Source organism: Methylobacterium cerastii (genome assembly GCF_022179125.1).
GTDB lineage: Bacteria > Pseudomonadota > Alphaproteobacteria > Rhizobiales > Beijerinckiaceae > Methylobacterium > Methylobacterium cerastii.
This window is the reverse complement of sequence record NZ_BPQG01000007.1, coordinates 131,834-158,350: the sequence shown is the minus strand read 5'-3', so window position 1 is coordinate 158,350 and position 26,517 is coordinate 131,834. Positions and strand designations below refer to the sequence as shown.

Genomic DNA, 26,517 nt, shown 5'->3' with positions numbered 1-26,517 from the left:
GGCCGCGGCACCCATTCCATCCTCCGGGTCCGAAGGAAGGGAGAAGGAAGTCGCGCCGGAGAAGCGCGGCGGGTCTCCGCTTCGACCCGCCGCTGGTAACGTACAACTCAGAGATTCGTTTCCTCGAACGCCTTCACCCATTCGGCGCAGATCCCCGAGCGGACGATGTCGTCGCGGGTGAACTCCACGACGGGGATCGGCATCATCCGGCTCTTGATCAGGTGGATGACGGTGCGCAGGCCCGAGGTCTCGCGCAGGTCGGTCTGCGAGACGTCGCCGTTGATGATCACCTGGCACGCGTCGCCGATGCGGGTGAGGAACATCTTGATCTCGGCGGTGGTCGTGTTCTGCGCCTCGTCGAGGATCACGAGGCAGTCCTTGAAGGTGCGCCCGCGCATCACCTCGAAGGGCACGATCTCGATGTCGCCGGCCTTCAGGGCGATCTCGAAGGCGGCGGCGCCCATCCGCTCCTTCATCGCCTCGGTGAGCGGCGCGACCCAGGGGGCGATCTTCTGCTCGAGGGTGCCGGGGAAGAAGCCGAGCGAGCGGCCGCCGGGGACGTTGGGGCGGGTGATGATCACCTTGGCGATGCGGCGCTGGCGCAGCAGGTCGGCGGCGCGGGTGCCGGCGATGTAGGTCTTCCCGGTGCCGGCCGGGCCGAGCACGATCACCTGCGGGTGGAGGGCCAGCGCGTCGAGGTACTCGGCCTGCCGGTCGGTCAGCGGTTGGATCGGGCCTAGGTTTCGTTCCTCGTCGAAGCGGGTCCTGTGCAGCCGGACCGTGCGGTCTTCAACCAGCTCGAGTCGTGCGCGCCGTCTTTTCATCGATCAACACTCCGCGTGGGACTTGCTAACCAAAAGGACTTGCTAAGCTAGGAACTTGCTAACCTCGGGACCGCTCTTCGCTCTACCTTCGTGACGGGGCTTACTATGCCTCTCTCAAAGCAATCAGGCTGCCTCGAGCCGGTTCCGGCCCACGACACGAAGCTTGTGGACAAGGCGAGCCGCGAATGCGGCCGGTCTCGTCGTTGCAGGAGCATGCAACGCGCGCACCATAGAATCGCCGCCTGCGACGACCGCATGACGGTGTTGGACGGGTGTTGCCGAAATGGTTCGGAGACGGGCGTGTCGTACGCCGGGAAGGTCGGGGGATGGGGCCGTGTCCGGTCCGCCCAAGGTCGCGTCCTACGCCTCTACCCGACGCCGTCCCGCGGCGGCGTCAGGCCGGCTGCAGGAAGCTGTCGAGCACCATCTTGCGACCGGCCTTGTCGAAGTCAACGGTGAGCTTGTTGCCGTCGACCGCGGCCACGTCGCCGGGGCCGAACTTGGTGTGCAGAACCCGCATCCCGGTCTCGAAGGCCGAGGGCGCGCCGGTGGATTTTGCGATCAGCTCGCCTTCGATCTGGCGCGGCCCGCCGCGCCCGCCGCCGGGCGAGGCGCCGAAGCCGCGGGCGGTGGTGTGCGCCGCGCCCTTGCCGAAGTTGCCGGATCCGCCGTTCCCTTGCCCGGTGTTGGCCTGCGCCCGCTGCCAGCCCGGCGTGCCGTAGCTGGAGCCGAAGGGCTGCGGGTTGCGGTCGAACCGCGAGGCGCCCGCCGAGAAGTGGGCCGGCGCCTCGATCACGTCGACGGCGGTCTCGGGCAATTCGTCGATGAAGCGCGAGGGGATTGTGGAGGACCACAGGCCGTGGATGCGGCGGTTGACGGCGAACGACAGCTTTGCCCGCTTGCGGGCGCGCGTGAGCCCGACATGGGCGAGGCGCCGCTCCTCCTCCAGGCCGGCGCGGCCGCTCTCGTCGAGCGCGCGCTGGTTCGGGAACAGGCCGTCCTCCCAGCCGGGCAGGAACACCGTGTCGAACTCCAGGCCCTTGGCCGCGTGCAGGGTCATCAGCGAGACGCGGTCGGCGCCCTCGGCCTCCGAGGCTTCCATCACCAGCGAGACGTGCTCGAGGAAGGCGCCCATGTCGGGGAACTCCTCCATGGAGCGGACGAACTCCTTGAGGTTTTCCAGGCGCCCGGCGGCGTCGGCCGACTTCTCCTTCTGCCACATCTCGGTGTAGCCGGATTCCTCGAGGATGGTCTGCGCCACCTCGGAATGCGGGTTGCTCTCGACGAGCCGCGCCCAGCGCGAAAAGCTCTCGGTGAGCGCGCGCAGCGTCGAGCGGACGCGCGGCTTGAGCTCGTCGGTCTCGCAGAGCTTTCGCGCGGCGTGCAGGAGCGGCACCTGCTCGGCGCGGGCATAGAGGTGGAGCTGCTGCAGCGTCGCGTCGCCCAGGCCGCGCTTGGGGGTGTTCACGATCCGCTCGAAGGCGAGGTCGTCGGACGGGTTCTTGGTCGCGCGGAGGTACGCCAGCGCGTCGCGGATCTCGGCGCGCTCGTAGAAGCGCGGGCCGCCGATCACCCGGTAGGGCAGGCCGAGCTGGACGAAGCGGTCCTCGATCTCGCGCATCTGCGCCGAGATCCGCACCAGCACCGCGATTTCGGAAAGCGGGTGCTGCTTGGCCTGGAGCGACTCGATCGATTCCGCCAGAAGCCGCGCCTCCTCCTCGGAATCCCAGGCGCCCGACACGGTGACGGGCTCGCCGAGCTCGTCCTCGGTCCGCAGCGTCTTGCCGAGCCGGCCCTGGTTCTTGGCGATCAGGCCCGAGGCGGCGGCCAGGATGTGGCCGGTGGAGCGGTAGTTGCGCTCCAGCCGCACCACCACGGCGCCGGGAAAATCGTGCTCGAAGCGCAGGATGTTGTCGACCTCGGCCCCACGCCAGCCGTAGATCGACTGGTCGTCGTCGCCGACGCAGGCGATGTTCTTCCGGGTCTGCCCGAGCAGGCGGAGCCAGAGGTACTGGGCGACGTTCGTGTCCTGGTACTCGTCGACCAGGATGTAGCGGAACTTGTCCTGATAGATGGTCAGGACTTCTGGGTTCTCGCGCCACAGCTTGAGGCACAGCAGCAGCAGGTCGCCGAAGTCGACCGCGTTCAGGGTCACGAGCCGCGCCTGGTAGGCGGTGTAGAGGTCGCCGCCCTTGCCGAAGGCGAAGGCCTGCGCCTCGCCGGCGGGGATCTGGTCCGGGCCGAGGCCGCGGTTCTTCCAGCCGTCGATGACGTGGCCGAGCGCGCGCGCCGGCCAGCGCTTCTCGTCGATGTTCTGGTCCTTGAGCACCTGCTTCATCAGGCGGAGCTGGTCGTCGGTGCCGAGGATCGTGAAGTCGGACTTCAGGCCCACCAGCTCGGCGTGGCGGCGCAGGATCTTGGTGCCGATGGCGTGGAAGGTGCCGAGCCAGGGCATGCCCTCGCCGGCCGGCCCGACCAGCGTGCCGATCCGGTGCTTCATCTCCCGCGCGGCCTTGTTGGTGAAGGTCACCGACAGGATGTCGAACGGCCGCGCCCGGCCGGTGCTGATCAGGTGGGCGATGCGCGTGGTCAGCACCCGGGTCTTGCCGGTGCCGGCGCCGGCCAGCACCAGGACGGGGCCTTCCGTCGCCTCGACGGCGCGGCGCTGCTCCTCGTTCAGGCCATCCAAGTAGGACGCGGCGGTCGGGCGCAAGCCCCCCATGGCGCGGGCGGCGATGGAGCTGGGGCCACGCCCCGCGTCGGAAGGCGGCGTCGCATGCGAGGAATTCGGCATCGGCAATCCCTGGACCAAAACGCGAACGGCGTCGAGGCCCGGACGCGATGTCGCCACCCCGCACGGTTGCAGGCGGGGAGTCGCAGGCGGGGAACCCAGGGTCGTTCGGCCGCTTGGTCAGATCATCGCAAGACCCACATCATTAAAGACCACACGAGATTCAGGAGCGCCCGATGCGCATCGTGCCGATCGCCGTCCTCGCCGTCCTCGCCGCCACCCCCGCCCTCGCGCAGGTCCGGCAGGGCAACCCCGACGCCGCCAACGAGTCCTTCGCCCGCCAGAGCGAGTCCCGGGCGCTGCAGCAGAACATCACCTCGCAGAACAACACCACGCGCATGGAGATCCAGCGCAGCCAGCAGATGCAGGCGCCTCAACCCACCCCGGGCGTGGTCGTCGCCCCTCGGCGATAAGCGGACCGTCCCTTCCCTCCCCCCGCAGAGCGGGAGGGAAGGGGGGGGCGCTCGATCGATCCGGTAAATATCCGGCGGCCTGCCTGAAACGACCCTGCCGGCCCCCGACAAAAGCCCGCTGGCGCTGGTTGCCGCCGGCCGTGCTATGCCCGCCGTGAACCCGCCGGGTGGCGCGGGATGCATGCGGAACGATCACGGTGCGTGACCTTCTGACCGCGCTCGCGGGCGCCGTCATCCTGATCCTGGTCGCGGCGCTCGCCGTGCCCCCCTTCATCGACTGGCCGGCCCATCGCGCCTTCGTCGACGCGACCGTGAGCCGCTCGCTCGGGCTGACGGTCCGCACCGAGGGCCGCATCGACGTGCGGCTGCTGCCCTCGCCGCGCCTGCGCCTCGACCGCCTGCACCTCGGCGACGATGCGGGAAAGCCCGCCCTCGACCTGCGTTTCGTCAAGGCCGAGCTCGGCCTGACCCCGCTGCTGTCGGGCGCGGTCCGGTTCACGGAGACGCGGATCGGCCGCGCCGAGATCAAGCTGCCGGTGACCGAAGGCGACGCCCTCGTGGTGCCTGCCGGCCTCGGCGAGACCCTGCGCGGGCGCGACCTCGCGGTCGAAGACCTTCACGTCCAGCAGCTGCTGCTCACCACGTTCGTGCCGTCGACCGGGCGCACCGACCAGTTCTACGCGGAGGCCGTGCAGGTCCAGGCGCCGGCGCTCGTCGGCCCGTGGCGGGTCTCGGGCAGCAGCGGCGGCCTGCCGTTCACCCTCGTCAGCGGCGAGCCGGGGGCGGACGGCGCGGTCGCGCTGAAGCTTTCGGGCGGCGGCGACACCCATCCGCGCTTCGAGGCCGACGCCCGCGTCGCCTTCGTGCCGGCGGACCCGCGCGGCACCCGCGGCTCCGAGCCGCGCGCCCTCGTCGCCGAGGCCGAGGGCAGCGCCCGCCTCGTGGTCGGCCCGCCGGCCCAGGCCGCGGGCGCCTACCTGCCGTTCACCCTCGGTGGCAAGTTCAAGGCGAGCGGCGCGCTGGTCCGGTTCGAGGGCGTCGACGCCGAGATCGATCCGGGCGGTCAGGTCCTGCGCCTGTCCGGCGGCGGCCAGATCGACCTGCGGCGCTGGCGCGCGGGGCTGACCCTCGGTGCGCGCCGCCTCGACCTCGACGCCTTCCTGCTCTCGCCGGGCGGGCAGGCCTTCCTCGCGCGCGGCCTGCCCAAGCTGGGTAGCAAGGCGGGCAAGGCGGCGTCCGGCCTGCCGGTGATGCTCGACCTCGACCTGTCGGTCGAGACGGCCGTGCTCGGCTTCGAGGAATGGAGCGACCTCAAGGCGGCCGGCACCATCGAGCGCGCCGGCGGCCTGCTGCTGCGGCGCTTCTCGGCCGTGGCGCCGGGCGCGGCGACCGTGACGGCGAGCGGCGAAATCGACACCGATCCGAGCCCGCGCTTCACCGGCCCGGTGACGCTCGCCGCATCCGCCTCCGACGGGCTCGGGCGGTATCTGCGCCGGCTCGGCCTCGACGGGCCGCCGACGGCGCTCCTCGACGGGCGGCCCATCGAGGTCTCGGCCGAGGTCTCCGCGGCCGGCGGCGCGTACTCCCTGCGCAACCTCCGGCTCGGGCTCGGCACGGCGCAGGTCACCGGCAACGCCCGCTACGCCGCGGCCGAGGGCCGGACCCGCGGCCGCGTCGATGCGCAGATCCGCGCCCGCGGCCTCGACGTCGCCAACCTGCCGCCGCTCGGCAACGCGCTCGCGGGCCTGCACGACCACGACCTCGGCCTCACCATCGAGGCGCGCGACCTGCGCTACGGCGCGACCGGCAGCGGGAACGGCACGCTCTCGGCCAGCATCCAGTCGGACGGGGCGGCGCTGGTCGTCGACAGCCTCGACGTGACCGATCTGGCCGGGGCCAACGCGAAGCTCTCCGGGCGGATCGGCGCCGACGGCGCGGGGCGCGTCGCCGGCCGGATCTCCGCCCCGGTGGCGGCCCCCCTCGTCGCCCTGATCGAGCGGGTCTGGACCGCCGAGACCCGGCTGATCCCCGCCTTCCTGCGGGCCGGCGCCCTCGACCTCGCGGTCACGCTGGCGCGCGACGCGGGCGATGCCGACGCGCTGCGGCTCGCCGCAGAGGGCAAGGCCGCGGGCGGCAGCCTCGACCTGTCTCTGGTCAGCCGCGCCGGCTCGGTCGAGGGGGCGAAGGTCCACCTCGCGACGCCGCGGGCCGGCACCTGGTTCGGCCGCGCCGACATCGCCGGCCTGCAGCAGCCGGCCGACCTGTCCCTCGTCGCCGCCCGCGCGGCGGAGGGGGGCCTGTCGCTGCAGGCGTCGGGCACGATCGCCGGGGCGAGCCTGTCGACCGCGACGCCGCTGCGGCTTCCCGGCGACGGGGGCCCACCCGCCGCCGGCGCCCTGCGGCTCCAGACCGCCGACCTCGGCCCGTTCCTGACGCTTGCGGGCGCCGCCGCCCTCGCGCCGGGCCCGTGGCCGGCGGACCTCTCCGTCGCCCTGACCCGCCAGGGCGACGACGCGCGCGCCGCGCTCTCCGGGCGGATCGCCGGGGCGGCCCTCGACGCGAACCTCGTGCGGATCCCGGACGGGGCCCTGTCGGGGACCGCGCGCCTCGACCGCCTGTCCCTGCCGCAGCTCGCCGCCGCCCTGGTGATGCCGCCGGGCGCCGCCGGGCGGTTCGGCGCCCCGCCCGCGCCGGGTCTAACGGCCGCCCTCGACCTGCGGGTCGAACGGCTCGACCTCGGGCGCGGCCTCGTCGCCACGGGCGCCGCCGCGGCGCTCGGGCTCGAGGATGGGACGCTGAGCGTGCGCGACCTCTCGGCCAAGCTCGCCGAGGGCAGGATCGCCGGTTCGGCGAGCCTGTCGCGGCGCAGCGGCCTCGCAGCGATCGCGGGCGAGGGCACCGTCGCCGACGTGGCGATCCCGGCGCTGGCCGACGGCGGGCCGCTCGGCGGCCGGCTCTCCGCCGCCCTGCGCTTCGGCACCTCCGGCGAGGATGTTGCGGCCCTGGCGGCAAACCTTTCGGGCACGGGCAGCGTCACGCTGGCCGCCCTCAACCTGCCCGAGACCGATCCCGCCGCGATCGGCCGGGCGCTCGCCCGCGCGCTCCAGATCGAGGACCCGTTGCGCGACGGCCGGCTCCAAGCCCTCGTCGCGGAGGAGCTGTCGAAGGCCGCCGCCGGCACGACGCAGACGGCGTCCGCGCCGGCGACCGTCATCGGCGGGACCCTGCGGGCCGGCCCGCTCGACCTCGATCTCGGCGCGGCGCGCTGGAGCGGGACGCTGGGCTACGATTTCCGGACGAGCCGGCTCGACGCCCGCGGCACGCTTTCGGGCGGCACGGCGCCGAAGGGCTGGGGCGGCGGCCTCCCTGCGATCCAGCTCGGGCTCGCCGGACCCCTCGCCGCGCCCGAGCGCAGCCTGGACGTCGGACCGCTCACCACGGGCCTCGCCGCCTTGGTGCTGCAGCGCGAGCTGGAAACGATCGAGCTGATCGAGGCCGACCAGACCGAGCGTCAGCGCCGCCGCGCCCGGATCGAGATGGACAAGGCGCGCGCCGCCGCCCTCAAGGCCGCGGCGGACAAGGCGGCTGCCGAGAAGGCTGCGGCGGACAAAGCGACGGCGGACAGGGCGATGGTGGACAAGGCCGCGGCGGAGGAGGCGGCGCGCCAAGCCCGGCTCAAGGCCCAGGCCGCCGAGGAGGCCGCCCGCCGCGCCCGCACCGAGACGCCCGACCCGCCGCCGGAACGCCCCCTCGACATCCGCCCGCCGCCCGCGCAGCCGTGAGGGCTATCTACGTCTCAAGGAGACGCAATAGGCTTCGCACATCTCTGCTTCTGGCGCCTTGATTTGCGCGCATCCCCTCGCCCCGCACGGATCTCGGGCTTGCCCGAGATCCGAACCTGCCTGCCGAAGTCGGGCAGGCCCGACTTCGGTGGGGGAGAGGGCTTTGACGACCTCGTCGTCGGCAAAGCGAGGCGGCAGCCGACGGTGAGGGGGCTGAGCCGGAGGAGGCTCTTCCGGAAGCTCCCCCTCACCGTCGCTTCGGCTTCGCCTCCGCTTCCCGGCTGCACGACGGGGTGCAGCCGGGCCTCTCCCCGCCTGCGGGGAGAGGGGGGAGCCGCGCGTCATCCGAGGCTGTGCGGAATCGGTGAATCGGGAACCTGGGAAGGGGGACATCTCCCGCGTCATGATGTTCGGCACGGTGGCAGCCGAACGCCGCCTCTCCCTCACGCCTCGCCCACCGCCGCCAACGCGAAGCCGTAGATCAGCGCCACCTCTTCGAGCCGGTCGAAGCGGCCGGCGGCGCCGCCGTGGCCGGCTTCCATGTTGGTGCGCAGCAGGACCGGGCCGCCGCCGGTCATGGTCGCGCGCAGGCGCGCCACCCATTTGGCCGGCTCCCAATAGGTCACCCGCGGGTCGGTGAGGCCGCCGAGCGCCAGGATCGCCGGGTAGGCCTTGGCTGCGACGTTGTCGTAGGGCGAGTACGACAGGATGGTCCGGAACGCCGCCTCGCTCTCGGCCGGGTTTCCCCATTCCGGCCATTCCGGCGGTGTCAGCGGCAGCTCGGCGTCGAGCATGGTGTTGAGCACGTCGACGAAGGGCACGTCGGCGACGATGCCGGCGAACAGCTCCGGGGCGAGGTTGGCCACCGCCCCCATCAGCATGCCGCCGGCGCTGCCGCCATGCGCCACGATCCGCTTCTCGGACGTGTACTGCGCCGCGATCAGCGCTCGGGCGCAGGCGACGAAGTCGGAGAAGGTGTTGGGCTTCTTCTCGCGCTTGCCGTCGAGGTACCAGCGCCAGCCCTTCTCGGTGCCGCCGCGGATGTGGGCGATGGCGTAGACGAAGCCGCGGTCGACGAGGCTCAGCAGGTTGGTGCGGAACGCCGCCGGCATCAGCGTGCCGTAGGCACCGTAGCCGTAGAGCAGCAGCGGCGCCGTCCCGTCGAGGACGAGGTCGCGCCGGTGAAGCAGCGAGATCGGCACCTGCGCCCCGTCCGGGGCGGTCGCGAACAGCCGCCGCGTGACGTAGTCCTCGGGCGCGTGCCCGCTCGGGATGGTCTGACGCTTGCGCAGGGCGCGGGAGCGGGTGGCGCAATCGTAGTCCCAGGTCTCCGTCGGCGTCGTCATCGAGGAATAGGCGAAGCGGATCGTCGCCGTCTCGAACTCGTAGCCGGGCTGGAGGCCCAGCGAGTAGGCCTCCTCCGCGAACGCCACCGCGTGCTCCTCGGCGGTCGCGAGGTCGCGCACGATGATCCGCGGCCGGGCGTTCTCGACCTCGAGGCGGACCAGGTGGTCGGCGAGCAGATGCAGGTGGCGGATCATGGTGCCGGCGCGGTGCGGCACCAGGTCGGCCCAGTGCCCCCGGCCTGGTTCGGCCACCGGGGTGGTGACGACCTTGAAGTCCTCGGCGCCGTCGGCGTTGGTGAGAATGTAGAGGTCCGCGCCGCGATGCTCGACCGAGTAGATCAGCAGCGGCTCGCGCGGCTGCACCACGCGCAGGCGCCCGTCCGGCGCGGCGCGGTCGAGGAGGTGGACCTCCGAGGTCTCGTGGTCGCTCGCGGTGATGGTGAGGTAGGCGCCCGACTGCGTCGCCCCGATGTGGACGAAGAACCCGGAATCGCGCTCGACGTAGACCGTGGCGTCGTCCGCCTGCTCCGCGCCGAGGCGGTGGTACATCACCCGCGCCGGCCGGTGGTTGGCGTCGACCGCGACGTACCAGAACCCGGCGCCGTCGGCCGACCAGACCGCCTCGCCGGAGGTCGCCTCGACGCGGTCGGCCGCATCCGTCCCGGTCGCGAGGTCGCGCACCCGGATCGCGTGCAGCTCCGAGCCCTTGGTGTCGACGCCCCAGGCGAGGCGCGCATGGTCGTCGGAATGGGCGGCGCCTGCGATCTCGAAGAAGGCCAGGCCCTCGCCCTCCTTGTCGCCGTCGATCAGGATCTCTTCCGCCCCCGCGTCGTCGCCGGCCGCGGATGGGCGGCGGCAGACCAGGGGGTGCTGCCCGCCGTCGCGGTGGCGGGTGTAGTAGGCGAACGGCCCGTCCGGCGTCGGCACGCCGCTGTCGTCCTCGCGGATGCGCCCGCGCATCTCGGCGACCAAAGTTTTGCGCAGCGGCGCCGCGCCGGCGAGCGCCGCCTCGGCGTAGGCGTTCTCGGACCTCAAGTAGTCGCCGATGTCGGCCGGCAGCGCCGACGGGTCCTTGAGGACGTCCTGCCAGTTCTCGGCCTTCAACCAGGCGTAGTCGTCCGACAGGGTGCGCCCGTGGACGACGAAGCTGTGCGGCCGGCGCTGCGCACGCGGCGCGTCGGAGGCGGGCGGGACGTGGGCCGTGTCGAACGCCATTGGAGATTTCCCGTGGAGAACCTGCGCGAACCTGGGCATGTGCCGTGCGGCCCGGCCCCGGACAAGGCCCGGCGTGCAATGGTCTCGCCCCGGCTTGGTGCCGGCCGCGTTGTCCTCCGCAGGTTCTGCAATCTGGGGTAGAGCCGATTCGGTGGGATGCTTCGCCCTTGAGTAGGCATCGCTTTAGCCGATTTCGTTAAGCTGAAATATCCTTCCGGATAGTTGACGTTGCGTATCCGAACTGTCGTCGAGCAACTTGCGGGCGATCTGCAAATATCCTAATGAGAAGTCGTCGCGGGGAGGGGTCCCCGCATTTTACTCAGCACTTGCGGGCGGGCCGAACATTGCTGCGGGAATGCCCGCATCCTGGCGAGAGACGGCGGGGCCGACGGCCCGCGCCGCCCAAGACCCGTCGACAGCCTGAGCGTCCAGAGGACATGGCCGAACATGAACGACACTGAAACCACGGTCGACTACGTGGAACTCGCAGCCGACATCGTGTCGGCCTACGTCAGCAACAACCCGGTCCCCCCGGGCGAGCTGGCCCAGCTGATCACCCGCATCCACGCGTCGCTGATGCAGGTCGCCGGCGGACAGGCCGAGGCCGAGGCGCCCGCCGGCCCGCTGACCCCCGCCGTGCCGGTGAAGAAGTCCGTCACCGCCGACCACATCATCTGCCTGGAGGACGGCCGGACCTTCAAGTCGCTCAAGCGCCACCTGCGCGCCAAGTACGACATGAGCCCGGAGCAGTATCGCGCCAAGTGGGGCCTGCCGCCGGACTACCCGATGGTCGCGCCGAACTACGCCAAGGCCCGCTCCGACCTCGCCAAGGCGATCGGCCTCGGCCAGACCCGCTCGGGCAATTACGACGAAGCCGCCTGAGACCGCCATGCGGAGCGCCGGGGCACGGTTTCCCCGCGTCCCGCGCGATCTCGAGCGTCTTCCGTGATCTCCGGATCACGGAAGACGCTCTCTTTCGTCGTGCGGTCGCGTTTTCTTCACGCAAGCCGACATCCACGCGCTGGACAATGCGCGCGATGGGCACAAACCTTGCGCGTCACCGTGCCTGGTTCTGCGAGCGGTTTGTCCCCATGAGCGATGCCAAGATGTCGACTGAGGCGGTCCCGACCGACGACCTCGGCAAGGCGAACGACGTGCTCGCCGAATGGGCCGCCCGCTCGGCCGCCGACAGCGACGCCCTGGTCGAGCGCCTCGCCGGGATGGGCTACGACGTCCGCGGCAAGTCCGAGGAGGAGATCGCCGAGGTGCTGAAGCATCCGCCGGCGAAGCCCGGCGCCGACCCTGCACCCTAGGGTGCGTGACGCTCCACAGCGTCGTGGTCGTCAAGTCTTGATCTAGGACGATTTTCAGGACTCTCCTGTTTCCTTCGTCGTGACGAAGACCGTTCGCGTTGGGAACAAAACATGAACAAACTCTCTCAGGCTCGGACCGCTCGCCTGGCTCCTCGCCCCCTTGCCCGCCCGGTCGCCCTGCCGCGAGCGGAGGCCGCGATCGGGCGTGCTGGCGAGCGGCTGCTGGCAGCCTTGGCCGCCGACGGCGCCTACGCCTTCCCGGACCCGGTCGAGGACGCGATGCTGATCGTGCGCTGCGGCGGCGGCGTCTCGCTCGGCGGCGGCCGCTTTCCGGCGGCGTCCGGCGAGCGCCTGCTCGCCGCCGACCTCGCCCTGCGCGAACCCGGGCCGCGCGGGCGGATCGTGCTGTCGATCGCCGGCCGGGCGCGCCTCCGGCGTGGCGACGCGCCGGCCGGCGAAGCCTTCCGCGGGCAGCATCTCGACCTCGTAGTCGAGGGCGAGGGAACGGAGAGGCGCCTGCGCGACGCGGCGGAGAGCCCGATCGCCTGGATGGTGCGGCGGCGCGGCCGCGACGGAGCGCCGCTTCTCGACCGGGCGTCGTTCGAGGCCGGCGAGCGCCTGCGCCGCGACATCACCACGGGTATGCTGATGCCGCGGATGGGCATCGACTGGACGGCGATCCGCGTCGACGGCTCGGGGCCGCGCGACGCCGCCGGCGCCTCCGACACGATGATGGCGGCGCGCGCCCGGGTGGACCGCGCGATGGATGCGGTCGGCCACGACCTGTCGGGCCTGTTGATCGACCTGTGCGGCCACGTGAAAGGGCTGGAGCGGATCGAGGAGGAACGCCGCTGGCCGGCCCGCTCCGCCAAGGTGGTCGCCAAGATCGCCCTCGGGCGGCTGGCCGAGCATTACGGCCTGCAGCGCGAGGCCATAGGCCCGGACCATGCCCGCATGCGGCTGTGGCGCGACCGGGCGTGAGGCGGTCGCCCGCTCAGGCGGCGAGGCGGACCGCGTCGCGGTGAATGCGGTCGGCCATGGCGCGGACGCCGTTGGAGCGCTGCGGGGTGAGGTGCTCGCCGAGGCCCAACTTGGTGTAGAGGGCGAAGGCGTCGGTGTCTGCCGCCTCGCGCGGGGTCTTGCCGTCGAACAGCGCGACCATCAGCGCGACGAGGCCGCGCACGATGTGGGCGTCGCTGTCGCCCCGCAGGTGAAGGCGCGGCACGTCGGCGGACGCATCGACGTTCAGGTCGATCCACACTTGGCTGGCGCAGCCCAGCACCTTGTTCGACTCCGCGTGCAGGGCGGCGTCGGCCGGCGGCAAGGTGCGCCCGAGCTCGATCAGGTAGCGGTAGCGCTCTTCCCAGTCGTCGATGAATTCGAAGTTCTCGACGATGGTCTCGATCGGAGGCAGCATGCTCGGCCGGTGTTCTGTCGGGGGCGCGGGGGTCGTCCAAGATATAGGTCGCCACCCCGGCCGAAGCGAATCCCGCGGCGCCCTTCAGGCCAGGCCGTCGATCCGCGCCTCCGGCAGCTGCAGCCGCAGCGGGTCCTCGGCCGTCGCCACCCCGGTGACGGCGATCTCGGCCTGAGCCGCGTAGGCCGCGATCAGCCGCGGCCCGAGCTTCGGGATGTTGGGCCGGCCGGATTCATCCTGGTCGCCGGCGCCGGAGGTGATCGAGAGGCGCACCGGCGCGCCGGGGGCGGCGTCAATGTCGATGGCGATGGCGCAGGCGACGCTCTCGGCGGTGGCGTCGAGGCACTCGGCCACGATCTCGGCGACGATCATCCCGAGCGCGTTGGCGGTGCGCGGCTCGACGAGGCTGGTGCCGGCGCCGCCGAGGTGGACGCCGATGCGCCCGGCGCGGCGGAGCTGGCCGAGGCCGGAGGCGAGCCGATGCAGGTAGTCGCGCAGGTCGATCGAGGCGATGTGGGGCGCCTCGTGCAGGTGCTGCTGCACCAGCGCGATCGCCCTCACCCGCTGGCCCAGCGCCTCGAAGCTGCCGCGGCAGGGCTCCGGCGCCGCGCGGCCGTAGAGGCCGATCAGGCTGACCATGACCTGCAGGTTGTTGCGGACGCGGTGGTAGACCTCCGCGAGCAGGGTCTCCTTCTCCTGCAGCGCCTCCTCGATATGCACCTCGGCATGCTTGCGGTCGGTGATGTCGAAGCACGAGCCGAGATAGCCGCGGAACTCGCCGTCCTCGGTCAGCGGCCGGGCGGTGTCGAGCAGCCAGCGATAGGCCCCGTCGTGACGACGCAGGCGGAACTCGACGGTGAAGGGCTCGCGCGCGGTGAACGCCTCGGAGACGATGCGCGCGTGCCGCTCGAAGTCGTCCGGATGCAGGCCCGTGCGCCAGCCGACGCCGAGTTCTTCCTCCAGCGGCCGGCCGGTGAACTGGAGCCAGCACTCGTTGTGATGGATCGCGTGGCCGCGATGGTCCGAGCGCCACATCATCAGCGGGACGTCGTCGGCGAAGCGCCGGAACTCCGCACTGACACCGTGCGCGCCCGGCCTGCTGTCCTGACCGCCCGCACCGGCCGGCTTCGACTCACCGTTCATGATCTACCCGATCCGCCCCTGGTTCGACCTGATGTGCGCAAGACAAGCGCCGGTCAACGTGTCGGGCCTTGGGCCGTTCCGATCAGACGTCGTCGTGTCATGGAAGTGGCCGCGCAGACCCGATCCGGGGCCGGCGCGGCGTTGCGTCGGAGCCGATTTCAGCGCGGGTCCGGCGGCCCTTCGCCCTTGCCGACGAAGGGGATGCCGTCGATCGGGCATTCCTCGGTGCCGACGCCCTGGCGAGTGATGGCGCGCACCGCGTCGCGGGTGGCGTCGGGGTCCTCGATCCAGCGGCGGTAGAAGTCGTAGGGGCATTCCGACAGCCCGTGCCGATTCTCCTTGGAGTTGATCATCCCGGTGTAGCCGCGGTGGAGCAGCTTGAAGAGGTGGTTTTCCGACTGCCCGTGCGCGCGGAAATCGCGAATCAGGAATTTCGAAAGCGCCGCGTACTGGATGCCCATCTCCTCCTCGCCGCACTCGCCGAGCGTGCGCCCGTCGAAGCCGACGATCGCCGAGTGGCCGAAGTAGCTGTAGACTCCGTCGAAGCCGGCGGCGTTGGCCACCGCGACGTAGGTGTTGTTGGCGAAGGCCATCGCCTTCGACATCAGGATCTGCTGCTCTTTCGCCGGGTACATGTAGCCCTGGCAGCGGATGATGAGTTCCGCCCCGCGCATGGCGCAATCGCGCCAGATCTCGGGGTAGTTGCCGTCGTCGCAGATGATCAGGCTGATCATCAGGCCCTTCGGCCCCTCCGAGACGTAGGTGCGGTCGCCCGGATACCAGCCCTCAATCGGCGTCCAGGGCATGATCTTGCGGTACTTCTGCACGATCTCGCCCTGGTCGTTCATCAGGATCAGGGTGTTGTAGGGCGCCTTGTTCGGATGCTCCTCGTGGCGCTCGCCGGTGAGCGAGAACACGCCCCAGACCTTGGCCCTGCGGCAGGCGTCGGCGAAGATCTCGGTCTCGGCGCCGGGCACGGTCGAGGCGGTCTCGTACATCTCCCCCGCGTCGTACATGATCCCGTGGGTCGAGTATTCGGGGAAGATCACCAGGTCGAGACCCGGCAGGCCGGCCTTCATGCCGACGATCATGTCGCCGATCTTCGTGGCGTTCTCCAGCACCTCCGCCTTCGTGTGGAGGCGCGGCATCTTGTAGTTCACCACCGCGACGCCGACGCTGTCGGCGCTGGACGAGATGTCTCCGTGCATCATGGCGTAGGTTCCTCCTGGCTCGGGTTTCTTCCCTCCCCCCGACGGATCTCGGGCTTGCCCGAGATCCGCGCCTTGTGTGCCCAAGTCGGGCAAGCCCGACTTGGGTGAGGGGGAGGGTGGCCCGCGAAGCGGGTCGGGAGAGGGGATCAACGGTGCCGTAAAGCGCGTTTCCCTCTCCCGACCTTCGCTGACGCGAAGCCCACCCTCCCCCGCAGAGGGGGAGGGGGTGTCGCTGTGTCAGTGGCTGATCATCCACGGCCGCGCGTTCGGGAAGCTCTTGGCGGCCGTGGGGTTGGATTTGGCCTTCGTCCCCGAGCAGCAGCCGCAGCCGGCCCCGTGCGCGGACGACTTGCGGGGGGCGTGCGCGCTCCGCTCGTTGGTCGCGTAGGCCTTGCGCCGGCCCGCATCCATCGAGGCGAGGTTCGGCGCGGTGAGGAAGGCGCGCCCGCACGCCGTCCCGCAATCGGGGCAGTCGTGCGGGTCCTTGAACTGCGCCATAGGGCGCAGCACCGTGAACGGCCCGCAGGCCTCGCAAGCGTAATCGTAGACCGGCATTCGCGCGCTTCCAGGCAAAGTGTGTGCGGTTTGCCGGCCGGGAAGCGCGGCAAACCAGGAGACTACAGATCCGGTGAGAGCGGCATCTGGATCGAGCCGTCGATGAACTTCGTCGGCCCGTCGGCGCCGGGATTGATGTCGAACTCGAAGATCTTGGTCGGAATCCACAAGGTCGCGCAGGCGTTGGGGATGTCGACCACGCCCGAGATGTGGCCCTGGACCGGTGCGGTGCCGAGGATCGAGTAGGCCTGCGCGCCCGAGTAGCCGAACTTCTTCAGGTACTCGATCGCGTTGAGGCAGGCCTGCCGGTAGGCCACCGTCACGTCGAGATAATGCTGCTTGCCGTATTCGTCGACCGAGACGCCCTCGAAGATCAAGTGGTCGTCGAACTTCGGCGTGACCGGCGACGGCTTGAAGATCGGGTTCTTGATCCCGTACTTGGCCATGCCGTCCTTGATCAGGCTGACCTTGAGGTGGACCCAGCCGGCCATCTCGATCGCGCCGCAGAAGGTGATCTCGCCGTCGCCCTGGCTGAAATGCAGGTCGCCCATCGAGAGGCCGGCGCCGGGCACGTAGACCGGGAAGTAGATCTTCGATCCGCGCGATAGGTCCTTGATGTCGCAATTGCCGCCGTGCTCGCGCCCCGGCACCGTGCGGGCGCCTGTCGCGGCCGCCTTCTCCTTCGCCTCGCCCTTGAGGCGTCCCATGTGGGCGGTGGGCCCGAAGGGCAGGGTGGCGAGAGCCGGCACCCGGTTCGGGTCGGTGTCGAACAGCGCCTTCTCGCGGATGTTCCAGGTCTCGAGCATCTTCGGATCGGGCAGGCAGCCGATCAGGCCGGGATGGATCAGGCCGGGGAAGCGCACGCCGGGTATGTGGCGCGACTTGGTGAACATGCCCTCGAAGTCCCAGATCGACTTCTGGGCCTGAGGGAAGTGCTCGTCGAGGAAGCCGCCGCCGTTGTTCTTCGAGAAGAAGCCGTTGAAGCCCCACTGGCTCTCGGGCTTGGCGCCGATGTCGAGGAGGTCGACCACCAGGAGGTCGCCGGGCTCGGCGCCCTCGACGCCGATCGGGCCGGAGAGGAAGTGCACGATCGACAGGTCGATGTCGCGCACGTCGTCGGCGGAATCGTTGTTCTTGATGAAGCCGCCGGTCCAGTCGTAGGTCTCGACGATGAAGTCGTCGCCGGGCTTCACCATGGCGACCATCGGGATGTCCGGGTGCCAGCGGTTGTGCACCATGTCGTTGTCGTAGGCCGATTGCGTCAGGTCGACCTTGATCAGCGTCTCGGGCATTTTCTGACTTTGCTCCCTGTCTTGGAAACCTGGGGACGGCGATGCCCCGAACGACCGGTTGAGCCGGCCGAAACCTTTCAGCTCGCGAGCAGCCGTTTCAGCGCGTCGTCGAGGATCTGGATGTCGTCGGGGCTGGTGCCCGGTCCGCCGGCGAAGTGGCCCCACCACGTGTCGATGACGCGCAACTCGGCGTTCGGCATCGACTCCGCCTCGATCCGGTTGTCCTCGGGCGGGAAGTACAGGTCGGTCGAGGCCGGCATCAGGATCGCCTTCGCGGTGATCGCGCGAAGCGCCGCCTTGGTGTCCCCGAGGAAGGTGTCGTTGGCGCCGATGTCGCCGTTCTGCCAGGTCCACAGCATCGCGAGCAGATCGTTGGCGTCGCGCGTATAAAACAGGCCTTCCCAGAATCCGACGAGGAAGTCTTCGAGCGAGGCGTAGCCCATGTGGGTCTTGTCGGCCTCGATCCGGTAGAAGGTCTGCGACAGGCCCCAGCCGGCGTAGACCCGGCCGAAGGCGCGCAGCCCCTTGTTCGGCGGGCTCGCATACCAACCCTCTGCGAAGGCGGCGTTGGCCTGGAGCGCCGCCTTGGCGCCCTCGAGGAAGACGAAGTTGTGCCGCGAGCACTTGGCCGAGCCTTGGAACGGCAGGATGCGCGGGACCATTTCGGGATAGAGCGCGCCCCAATGGTAGGTCTGGAGCGCCCCCATCGACCAGCCGGTCACCAGGACCAGTTTTTCGATGCCGAAATGCTCGGTGACGAGCCGGTGCTGTGCGCGGACGTTGTCGTAGGCCGTGACGTTGGGGAAGCGCGGCCCGTTCCAGGGAGCCGGCGTGTTGCTCGGCGAGGACGAGAGCCCGTTGCCGAACATGTTCGGGATGATGATGAAGTACGTGTCGGGGTCGAGGGCCTTGCCCGGCCCGATCAGCCACTCGTTCTCGGTGTGCTGGCCGGAATACCAGGTCGGGTAGACGATGGCGTTGTCGCGGGCCGCGTTGAGCGTGCCGAAGGTCTTGAACGCGAGCTTGGCGTTGCGCAGCGTCTTGCCGCACTGGAGAACGTGGTCGCCGAGCTCGAAGATCTCGTAATCGGCCATGATGTCCTCGTTTAGACCGAGAGGAAGCGGGCGACCTGCGCTTCGTCGATGTCGGCGCGCAGCGACTCGTGGACGATCTCGCCGTTCTCCATCACGAGCACCCGGTCGGCGACGTCGAGGGCGAAGCTCAGCACCTGCTCGGAGACGACGATCGACAGGCCGCGCGCGTCGCGGATCGCCTTCAGCGTCCGCCCCATCTCGCGGATGATCGAGGGCTGGATGCCCTCGGTCGGCTCGTCGAGGAGCAGCACCTTCGGGCGGCTCGCGAGCGCCCGGGCGATGGCGAGCTGCTGCTGCTGGCCGCCGGAGAGGTTGCCGCCGCGCCGGCCCTTCATCTCCAACAGCACGGGGAACATGTCGTAGAGGTCCTGGGGGACGCGGCGTGTGCCGGTGACGGTCAGCCCGGTCTCGATGTTCTCCTGCACCGTCATGGTCGAGAAGATCATCCGGCCCTGCGGCACGTAGGCGAGGCCCTTGGCGACGCGGGCATGGCTCTTGAGGCCGCCGATTTCGGCGCCGTCGACGCGGATCGAGCCGGCCTTCACCGGCACGATCCCCATCAGGGTCTTCATCAGCGTGGTCTTGCCCATGCCGTTGCGGCCCATCACCGCGACGATCTCGCCGGGCGCGACCTGGAAGTCGAGGCCGTGCAGCACCTCGCTCTGGCCGTAGGCTGCGTGCAGGTCCGCGACGCGCAGGATCGGCGCGGCCGACGGGATCGTCGGCAGCGGAGGGGCTTTCGCCAGGGGAGGATGCGCGGTCTGCAGCATGATGCTCAGTGTCCCAGATACACTTCGATGACCTTCGGATCGTTCTTGACCCGCTCCATCGAGCCCTCCGACAGGACCTTGCCCTGGTGCAGCACGGTGACCCGGTGGGCGATGTCCTCGACGAACTTCATGTCGTGCTCGATCACCAGCACCGAGCGGCCGACGATGATCTGGTTGAGGAGCTCGGCGGTCTTGATGCGCTCGCCGACGCTCATCCCGGCCACCGGCTCGTCGAGCATCAGCAGCTCCGGGTCCTGGATCAGCAGCATGCCGATCTCGAGCCACTGCTTCTGGCCATGGCTCAGGAACTCGGCCCGCTCCAGGAGCTGGTCCTTGAGGAAGATCGTCTCGGCGATCTCGTGGATGCGGTCGCGCACCTCGGCGTCGCGCTTGAAGGTCAGCGCCCCGAACACCGAGCGCCCGCGCGGGAACGAGATCTCCAGGTTCTCGAACACCGTGAGGTCGTCGTAGATCGACGGCGTCTGGAACTTGCGCCCGACGCCGGCCTGGACGATCGCGCTCTCGGTGAGCTTGGTCAGCTCCTGGCCCTTGTACTTGATCGACCCGGCGCTGGCGCGGGTGCGCCCGCAGATCAGGTCGAGCACGGTGGTCTTGCCGGCCCCGTTCGGGCCGATGATCACCCGGATCTCGTTGGGGTCGACGTAGAACGAGACGTCGTTGACCGCCTTGAACCCGTCGAAGGAGACGGTGAGCGCGTCGACCGCCAGCAGGTATTCGGGGGCGTTCGGGTTAGCGCCGATGACGGAGCCCGGGAGGATCGCGGCGTTCATGATGCTCTCACTCGGCCGGGGCGCCGTGGGGGACGATCGCGGGGGGCGGGGCGCGCAGACCCTTCACCCGGCGGGTGAGGCGGGGTTCGATGTGCTCGCGCCAGATGCCGGCGAGGCCGTTCGGGAAGGCGAGCACCACGGCGATGAACAGGGCGCCGAGGCCGAACAGCCACAGGTCGGGGAAGGATTCCGAGAAGCTGGTCTTGGCCCAGTTGACGAGCAGCGTGCCCCAGACCGCGCCGAACAGCGACATCCGCCCGCCAACGGCGGCGTAGATCACCATCTCGATCGAGGGCACGATGCCGACGAAGGACGGCGACATGAACCCGACCTGGAGGGTGAACATCGCGCCCCCGATCGCCGCGAAGGCGGCGGCGAGGCAGAAGGCGAAGACCTTGAACCCGGCGACCGAGTAGCCGGAGAACCGCACCCGGTCCTCCTTGTCGCGCATCGCGACGAGGATGCGCCCGAGCTTCGACTTCTTCACGAACTGCGCGATCAGGATGCAGCCGAGCAGCAGCCCGCCGTTGACGAAGTACAGGATGGTGTGGGCGCTGTCGGTGCGGATGTCCCAGCCGTGGAGGGTGCGCAGGTCGGTGATGCCGTTGATGCCGCCGGTGTAGCCCTGCTGCCCGACGATCAGGATGGTCAGGATCGCGGCGATCGCCTGGGTGATGATGGCGAAGTAGGTGCCGCCGACCCGGCGCTTGAACATCGCCGCCGAGATCGCGAAGGCGAACAGCACCGGCACCGCGACGACGAGGATCAAGGTCAGCGGCAGGCTCTGGAACGGCTTCCAGAACCACGGCAGTTCGGTGATCTGGTTCCAATCCATGAAGTCGGGGATGCCCGGCGTCGACTGGATCTTGGTGTTCGCGACGCTGGACGCCTCGAGCTTCAGGTACATCGCCATGCAGTAGCCGCCGAGGCCGAAGAAGCAGCCCTGGCCGAGCGACAGGATGCCGGCATAGCCCCAGCAGATGACGAGGCCGAGCGCCACGAAGGCGTAGGTGAGGTACTTGCCCACCAGGTTGAGCCGGAAGGCGTCGAGCAGGCTCGGCAGCACGACGAGGAGCACCAGAGCGAGAAGCGCGAGGCTCAGCCACTCGATCGGCTTCATGAACGGGTTGTCGTTCACGGTGACGGACTTGGTCAGGGTCTGGACGGGGTTCTTCATCGTCGAAATCCTCAGCGCCGGACCTTGAGGGTGAACAGGCCCTGCGGCCGCAGCATCAGGATGCCGACCACCGCGAGCAGGGTGAGCACCTTGGCCATCGAGCCGGAGAGGAAGAATTCCAGCGTCGACTGGGTCTGCGAGATCGAGAAGGCCGAGGCGATGGTACCGAGCAGAGAGGCCGCCCCGCCGAACACGACGATCAGGAAGGTGTCGACGATGTAGAGCTGGCCCGAGGTCGGCCCGGTCGAGCCGATCATGGTGAAGGCCGAGCCGGCCACGCCCGCGATGCCGCAGCCGAGGCCGAAGGTGTAGCGGTCGACCTTCTCGGTATCGATACCGACGGCGCCTGCCATCGGGCGGTTCGCCATCACTGCGCGAACCTGCTGGCCGAAGCGCGAGCGGTAGATCAGCAGCGCGACGCCGACCGTGATCAGCGTGGTGACAGCCATCACGAACAGGCCGTTGATCGGGATCTCGATGGACTCGGTGACCTGCACCGAGCCGATCAGCCAGGTCGGCAGCTCGACGCCGACCTCGCGCGCCCCGAAGATCGAGCGGTAGGCCTGCTGCAGGATCAGCGACAGGCCCCAGGTGGCGAGCAGCGTGTCGAGCGGGCGCTTGTAGAGGTGGCGGATCAGCGCCAACTCCACCAGCATCCCGAGCGCCCCCGAGGCGCAGAAGGCGAGCACCATCGCCAGGAAGAAGTAGCCCGGGAACAGGGCCGGCAGGTAGCTCTGGAAGAACGTCGAGCACAGGTAGGTCATGTACGCGCCGAGGATCATGAACTCCCCGTGCGCCATGTTGATCACGCCCATCTGGCCGAAGATGATCGCCAGCCCGAGCGCCATCAGCACGTAGACGGAGAACAGGATCAGGCCGGCGAAGCCCTGCATCGCGAAGATCGCGCCGAGGTCGCCGAGGGAATAGTCACCGAACATCCGTGCGCTCCGAGCCGTCGGGAATGCCGGAGGGCCGTGGCCCGCCGCTTTGCGCGATCGCCGTCTCCCACCCTCCCACCTCGTCCCGAGGTGCCGGAGCGAAGCGGAGGCCTCGAAGGGGCCCTCCGGCGCGCTCGGCGACCCCTGGAGCCCTCCTTCGAGGCCCGCTGCCGCGGGCGCCTCAGGATGAGGTCGGGGGGATGAGTGATCGTCGAAAGGCCGTCTGCAAATCGCGCGCCGCGCCGGCGGCGCGCGGATGCGGCCTACTGGTAACCCTTCGGGAACGGGTCCGGCTTGATCAGCTCGGGGCTGGTGTAGACGATCTCGAACTGGCCGTCGGGCTTGGCCTTGCCGACGCGGGTCTTCGACCAGAGGTGGTGGTTCGGGTCGATGCGGACGTAGCCTTCCGGCGCGCCCTTGAACTCGAGGTCGGGCGAGGCGGCGACGACCTTGTCGACGTCGAACGAGCCGGCCTTCTCGCAGGCCATCTTCCACAGGTAAGGCCCGAGGTAGGCGGCCTGGGTGACGTCGCCGATGACGGTCTTTTCGCCCCACATCTTCTTGAAGTCGGCAACGAACTTCTTGTTGTTGTCGTTCTCGATCGACTGGAAGTACTTCATGCACGAGTACGCCCCGGCGATGTTGTCGCCGCCGATGCCGTCGATCTCGTCCTCGGTGACCGAGATCGTCAGCAGCACCTGCTTCGAGAGGTCGATGCCGGAGGCCTTCAGCTGCTTGTAGAACGCCACGTTCGAGCCGCCGACCACGTCGGTGAAGATCACCTTCGGCTTGGTGAGCTTGATCTTGTTGATGACCGAGTTGAACTGCGTGTGGCCGAGCGGGAAGTACTCCTCGCCGACGACCTTGCCCTTGAGCACGTTCTCGACGTGCTTGCGGGCGATCTTGTTCGAGGTGCGCGGCCAGATGTAATCCGAGCCGACGAAGAAGAACGTGTCGCCGCCCTTCTCCTTGTGCACCCAGTCGAGACCCGCGAGGATCTGCTGCGTCGCCTCCTGGCCGGTGTAGAACACGTTCTTGGACTGCTCCAGGCCCTCGTAGAAGGTCGGGTAGTAGAGGAGCCCGTTGTACTGCTCGAACACCGGCAGCACCGCCTTGCGCGAGGCCGAGGTCCAGCAGCCCATCACGGCGGCGCACTTGTCGTTGACGAGGAGCTTCTTGGCCTTCTCGGCAAACGTCGGCCAGTCGGAGGCGCCGTCCTCCTGGATGATCTTGATCTTGCGGCCGAGGATGCCGCCGGCCTCGTTGATCTGCGCGATGGCGAGCTTCTCCGCCTGCTGCGCGCCGGTCTCCGAGATCGCCATGGTGCCGGTGATCGAGTGGAGGATGCCGCAGGTCACCTCGGTGTCGGTGACGGCGAGGCCGGTGGTGCTCACCGCCGAGGTCGCCGGGCCGGCGGCGAAGGCGTTGCGCGGCAGGAGCGAGAGGGCCGGCGCGGCCGCCAGCCCCATGAGCAGCTTGCGCCGCAGCGGCGAGCGCAAGCCCCGGTTTAGATCGTGATCCCCGTCAGCCATCGTGCCTCACGCCTCGCATCTCGCGTCCGGCGGCTCATGGAACGGCCGCGGATCGTGGCGCAGGCTAGGGGCTCGGTCGCGTCGCGGCCTATACGCTGTTTTGCGTATGGCCGGCGCCGTGCGGGCGGCGCAGTCTGCTCCACCCTCGATGCCGGACGCGTGCGATCAGTACAGCGGCTGCAGCCGCACGTTCGGGATCGCGATCGGCCCGAACAGGATCCGGCCGTCGGCGAGCCGCAGCGGCGGCAGCGGCTTCAGCGCCACCTCGCCGGAGGCGTCGCCCGCACCGCCCTCGGGCTGGCGGCGCAGCCCGAGCAGGCCGCCGACGAGGTTGCCGACCAGCGCGCCGCGGTCGGCGCCGAAGCGCTGCCCGACCACCGCGGCGACCAGCGACTCGACGCCCGCCGCGCGCAGGTCGAGCTGCCCCGCGACGCGGTGGCCCTGGTCGATCCCGAGGCTGCCCTTGGCCTGCAGCCGCCGTTCGCCCTTGGCCAGCGCCAGGCTGGCGACGTCGAGGCTTCCGCCGGCCTGGCGCCAGCGCTCCAGCTCGCGCGCCACCGTACCGGTGCCGAGGGTCGTCGCGCGGTCGACGGTGGCGTCGAGGGTGAGGTCGGCCGGGTCGGCGTTGCCGATCAGCGCGTCCGCCAACGGCGCCAGGGCCTGCGACAGGCGCAGGCTGAGATCGACGGCGCCGTCCGACTCGAAGCGCCCTGGCGTCGGGCGCGCATGCAGCTCGAGGTGGCGGGCGGAGACTGCGATCGGATCGGGCGTCGCGCCGGCCACCGTCACAGACGGCGCGTCGACCACGAGCGAGGCCCGGACGAACCCGTCCGATGCGCCGTGGAAGCTGCCCTCCAGCATCGTCCAGGTCGCGTCGCCGACGAGGTCGCCCTGTTCCACGTGAAACGGGCCCTCGGTGAGCATCAGCACGTGGCGCGGCTGGTAAACCTGCGCGACCGCCGTCAGCGGGCCGAGCCGGAAGCGTCCGTCGGCGCGCGCGAGGCTGACCGAGCCGCAGCGCAGTTCGATTCGGAACGGATAGCCGCCGATCGACCGGTCGGCGCAGGTCCAGGTCCGGCCGGCGCTGGCCTCGCGGGCGATCCAGCCGTCCATCTCGGAGGCCGCCCGGCCGCGGACGTAGAACCAGCCCGCCGACCACAGCACCACCAGCGCCAGCAGCAGGATGTAGGGCATGAACAGGCCGCGCCGGGAGCGCGGCGCCCGCTGTGGCACTGCTACGGGCTCGCCCGGGGCTTGCCCCAGAGGACCTTGCCTTGCCGGATCTTGCCTTGCCGGATCCTGCATCGTTCGCTCCGCGCGCTCGCCCCATCGCAGGTTCGTCCGCGATCGTCATGCGTCCAGCAAGCCATGAGGGGAGGCTCGGGGCGAAACTGGGGCGTAGGCGGCGTCACGCCGAATCCGCATCACCCCACCGGACCGCGGATACGGCCTTCGCTCGATCGCGGGTGCGCCAGCCGGATACGCCGGCCGGCCCGATCGAGCGAAGGGGGTTCAGGCGTGCGCGGGGTCCGCGCTCTCCATCGAGAGGTCGTCGACGATCGCCTTGCGCTCGGCCTCGCCCTCGGCGAGCCGGTGCACGTGCATCTCCGTCGCGCCGCCCTTGCGGGCGCGGGCGAGCCAGGTGCGATGCAGGCGCTCGCGCGGGCTTTCACCGGAGGACGACACCGACACCAGCTCGGCGATGCCCGCGGGATCGCGGCGGACGGCGATCACCACCGCCTCGCCCATCTCGTCGAGCTCGGGCGCGCTGAGGTCATGCACGCCGACCACATAGCGCCGTCCCGAACGCCCGCGCCAGGCGCTGAGCGCCAGCGCCGGGGTGCCGCGAAGGCCGGCGGTGGTCCTCAAGCGCTCTTCCCGCACGTCCCGTCTCCGTGTCCGCTCGTCCGTCAGGTCGCGGAGGGCCGCAGACCAGGACAAGGCTCTCTTGTTCGCCATTCGTTCCAACCTAGATCGGGCGCCGAGCGCCCGTCAAGCGATTCGTCTCGTGAGAACAAAATGGGAATTCGAAGGGCGTTTCACAATGTCCCGGTGGTGCCGCGGACGCAGGAATCGGCGTCCGACGTCAGGCCGGGCGCGAGGTTTCGCGCTGTGGCTCGGGAGCCGTTCGGCCGGCCTGTCCAAGGTCGGCGCGTCCGGCGGCGAGCAGCGCGTTCGAGGCAGTCTCGATGCGATCCTGGACGAGGTCGAGGAAGTCCGCGCGCGCCAGGCCCGGCTGGATCGGCGGCAGGAATTCGATCACCGTGGTGCCGGGGCGGCGGACGAAGCTGCGGCGCGGCCAGTACAGGCCGGTGTTCAGCGCCACCGGCAGGCACGGCACGGAGAGCGCCGCGTAGAGGTGGGACAGGCCCTGCTTGTAGGCCGGGTCGGCGCCCGGCGCCGTCCGGGTGCCCTCGGGGAAGACGATGAGCTGGCGCCCCTGCGCGATCGCATCCGCCGCAGCCGCGTTCATCAGGCTCATGGCGCGCGCGCCCTTCGACCGGTCGATCGCCACCATGCCGCTGCGCGACAGGAACCAGCCGATCAGCGGGATGAACAGCAGCTCGCGCTTCAGCACGTAGGCGAATTCGGGAAACACCGTGCACAGGGCTAGGGTCTCCAGCGCCGACTGGTGCTTGGCGCCGACGAGCATCGCGCCGGCCGGGATGTTCTCCAGCCCGCGGAACTCGACCCGCGTGCCGGCGACCACGCGCAGCAGCCACAGCGTCACCCGCCCCCACAGCCGCGCCAGCCGCATCACCGCCCGCCCCGAGACCAGCGTCGGCAGCCCGCCGAACGCGATCAGCGTGGTGGCGGCGTAGAAGCAGAGGTTGAACGCGAGGGAGCGGACGGCGAGCATCGGGACCTTCTGTGACGATCCCCCTTTAACGCGCAGGCGCGGCCGGGGCCAAG

Annotated in this window: 22 protein-coding genes; 5 read left to right on the top strand and 17 right to left on the bottom strand. The window is 70.1% G+C overall.

Annotated elements, in window-relative coordinates:
* Window positions 1-107 precede the first annotated feature (107 nt).
* A complete protein-coding gene (locus MFF13_RS04210) occupies window positions 108-824 on the bottom strand; it encodes a PhoH family protein (protein WP_238271005.1) in 717 nt (238 codons plus the stop codon).
* A gap of 394 nt (window positions 825-1,218) precedes the next feature.
* Window positions 1,219-3,618: an ATP-dependent helicase gene (locus MFF13_RS04205; protein ID WP_147764834.1), complete on the bottom strand. Its 2,400-nt coding sequence runs from the start codon at window positions 3,616-3,618 to the stop codon at window positions 1,219-1,221.
* Between the two features lie 173 nt (window positions 3,619-3,791).
* Here MFF13_RS04205 and MFF13_RS04200 point away from each other — a divergent pair, with 173 nt between their 5' ends.
* Both MFF13_RS04200 and MFF13_RS04195 read left to right on the top strand, forming a co-directional pair.
* Window positions 3,792-4,028, top strand: a complete 237-nt coding sequence (locus MFF13_RS04200; protein ID WP_147751559.1) for a hypothetical protein — start codon at window positions 3,792-3,794, stop codon at window positions 4,026-4,028.
* 197 nt (window positions 4,029-4,225) lie between these two features.
* Window positions 4,226-7,810, top strand: a complete 3,585-nt coding sequence (locus tag MFF13_RS04195; protein ID WP_238271003.1) for an AsmA family protein — start codon at window positions 4,226-4,228, stop codon at window positions 7,808-7,810.
* Between the two features lie 443 nt (window positions 7,811-8,253).
* Here the strand turns inward: MFF13_RS04195 and MFF13_RS04190 are convergent, their stop codons facing one another.
* Window positions 8,254-10,371, bottom strand: a complete 2,118-nt coding sequence (locus tag MFF13_RS04190; protein WP_238270991.1) for a S9 family peptidase — start codon at window positions 10,369-10,371, stop codon at window positions 8,254-8,256.
* A 447-nt stretch (window positions 10,372-10,818) separates the two neighbouring features.
* Between MFF13_RS04190 and MFF13_RS04185 the strand changes: the two genes are divergently transcribed.
* The 3 genes from MFF13_RS04185 to MFF13_RS04175 all read left to right on the top strand — a co-directional run bounded on the left by MFF13_RS04185 (window position 10,819) and on the right by MFF13_RS04175 (window position 12,665).
* Window positions 10,819-11,253 (top strand): Ros/MucR family transcriptional regulator, encoded by a 435-nt coding sequence (locus tag MFF13_RS04185; protein ID WP_147764830.1) that lies wholly within the window; start codon window positions 10,819-10,821, stop codon window positions 11,251-11,253.
* Between the two features lie 209 nt (window positions 11,254-11,462).
* A complete protein-coding gene (locus tag MFF13_RS04180; RefSeq protein WP_373322482.1) occupies window positions 11,463-11,684 on the top strand; it encodes a hypothetical protein in 222 nt (73 codons plus the stop codon).
* A 111-nt stretch (window positions 11,685-11,795) separates the two neighbouring features.
* Window positions 11,796-12,665 carry a DUF6456 domain-containing protein gene (locus MFF13_RS04175; RefSeq protein WP_238270989.1) on the top strand — a complete coding sequence of 290 codons (870 nt, stop codon included), beginning with the start codon at window positions 11,796-11,798 and terminating at the stop codon, window positions 12,663-12,665.
* Between the two features lie 13 nt (window positions 12,666-12,678).
* Here the strand turns inward: MFF13_RS04175 and MFF13_RS04170 are convergent, their stop codons facing one another.
* From MFF13_RS04170 to MFF13_RS04105, 14 genes are all read right to left on the bottom strand, one after another.
* Window positions 12,679-13,101, bottom strand: a complete 423-nt coding sequence (locus tag MFF13_RS04170) for a SufE family protein (RefSeq protein WP_147764829.1) — start codon at window positions 13,099-13,101, stop codon at window positions 12,679-12,681.
* An 84-nt stretch (window positions 13,102-13,185) separates the two neighbouring features.
* Entirely contained in the window at window positions 13,186-14,244 is a 1,059-nt protein-coding gene (locus tag MFF13_RS04165) for a sensor histidine kinase (protein ID WP_147828302.1), read from the bottom strand.
* 158 nt (window positions 14,245-14,402) lie between these two features.
* Window positions 14,403-15,455 (bottom strand): aliphatic amidase, encoded by a 1,053-nt coding sequence (locus MFF13_RS04160; RefSeq protein ID WP_147828303.1) that lies wholly within the window; start codon window positions 15,453-15,455, stop codon window positions 14,403-14,405.
* Window positions 15,456-15,692: 237 nt separating this feature from the next.
* Complete coding sequence (locus MFF13_RS04155) at window positions 15,693-16,010, bottom strand: FmdB family zinc ribbon protein (protein WP_147753745.1); 318 nt, start codon at window positions 16,008-16,010, stop codon at window positions 15,693-15,695.
* Between the two features lie 62 nt (window positions 16,011-16,072).
* On the bottom strand, window positions 16,073-17,302 hold the full coding sequence (gene fmdA / locus MFF13_RS04150; protein ID WP_147828304.1) for a formamidase: 1,230 nt from the start codon (window positions 17,300-17,302) through the stop codon (window positions 16,073-16,075).
* A 77-nt stretch (window positions 17,303-17,379) separates the two neighbouring features.
* Window positions 17,380-18,396, bottom strand: coding sequence for an alpha/beta fold hydrolase (locus MFF13_RS04145; RefSeq protein ID WP_238270987.1), 1,017 nt, complete (start codon window positions 18,394-18,396; stop codon window positions 17,380-17,382).
* Window positions 18,397-18,407: 11 nt separating this feature from the next.
* Window positions 18,408-19,097: an urea ABC transporter ATP-binding subunit UrtE gene (gene urtE / locus MFF13_RS04140; RefSeq protein WP_187273591.1), complete on the bottom strand. Its 690-nt coding sequence runs from the start codon at window positions 19,095-19,097 to the stop codon at window positions 18,408-18,410.
* Between the two features lie 74 nt (window positions 19,098-19,171).
* Entirely contained in the window at window positions 19,172-19,957 is a 786-nt protein-coding gene (urtD, locus tag MFF13_RS04135) for an urea ABC transporter ATP-binding protein UrtD (RefSeq protein WP_147753749.1), read from the bottom strand.
* Window positions 19,958-19,964: 7 nt separating this feature from the next.
* Window positions 19,965-21,134, bottom strand: coding sequence for an urea ABC transporter permease subunit UrtC (gene urtC, locus MFF13_RS04130; protein WP_147753750.1), 1,170 nt, complete (start codon window positions 21,132-21,134; stop codon window positions 19,965-19,967).
* An 11-nt stretch (window positions 21,135-21,145) separates the two neighbouring features.
* Window positions 21,146-22,072, bottom strand: a complete 927-nt coding sequence (gene urtB, locus MFF13_RS04125) for an urea ABC transporter permease subunit UrtB (RefSeq protein WP_238270985.1) — start codon at window positions 22,070-22,072, stop codon at window positions 21,146-21,148.
* Between the two features lie 263 nt (window positions 22,073-22,335).
* Window positions 22,336-23,604 (bottom strand): urea ABC transporter substrate-binding protein, encoded by a 1,269-nt coding sequence (urtA, locus tag MFF13_RS04120; protein WP_147753752.1) that lies wholly within the window; start codon window positions 23,602-23,604, stop codon window positions 22,336-22,338.
* A 165-nt stretch (window positions 23,605-23,769) separates the two neighbouring features.
* Window positions 23,770-24,867: a DUF2125 domain-containing protein gene (locus MFF13_RS04115; RefSeq protein ID WP_373322483.1), complete on the bottom strand. Its 1,098-nt coding sequence runs from the start codon at window positions 24,865-24,867 to the stop codon at window positions 23,770-23,772.
* 249 nt (window positions 24,868-25,116) lie between these two features.
* Window positions 25,117-25,473 carry a hypothetical protein gene (locus MFF13_RS04110; protein ID WP_306422408.1) on the bottom strand — a complete coding sequence of 119 codons (357 nt, stop codon included), beginning with the start codon at window positions 25,471-25,473 and terminating at the stop codon, window positions 25,117-25,119.
* A 217-nt stretch (window positions 25,474-25,690) separates the two neighbouring features.
* The gene (locus MFF13_RS04105) at window positions 25,691-26,464 is read right to left on the bottom strand and encodes a lysophospholipid acyltransferase family protein (RefSeq protein WP_147761804.1); all 774 of its coding nucleotides are present in this window, start codon (window positions 26,462-26,464) and stop codon (window positions 25,691-25,693) included.
* Window positions 26,465-26,517: the final 53 nt, after the last annotated feature.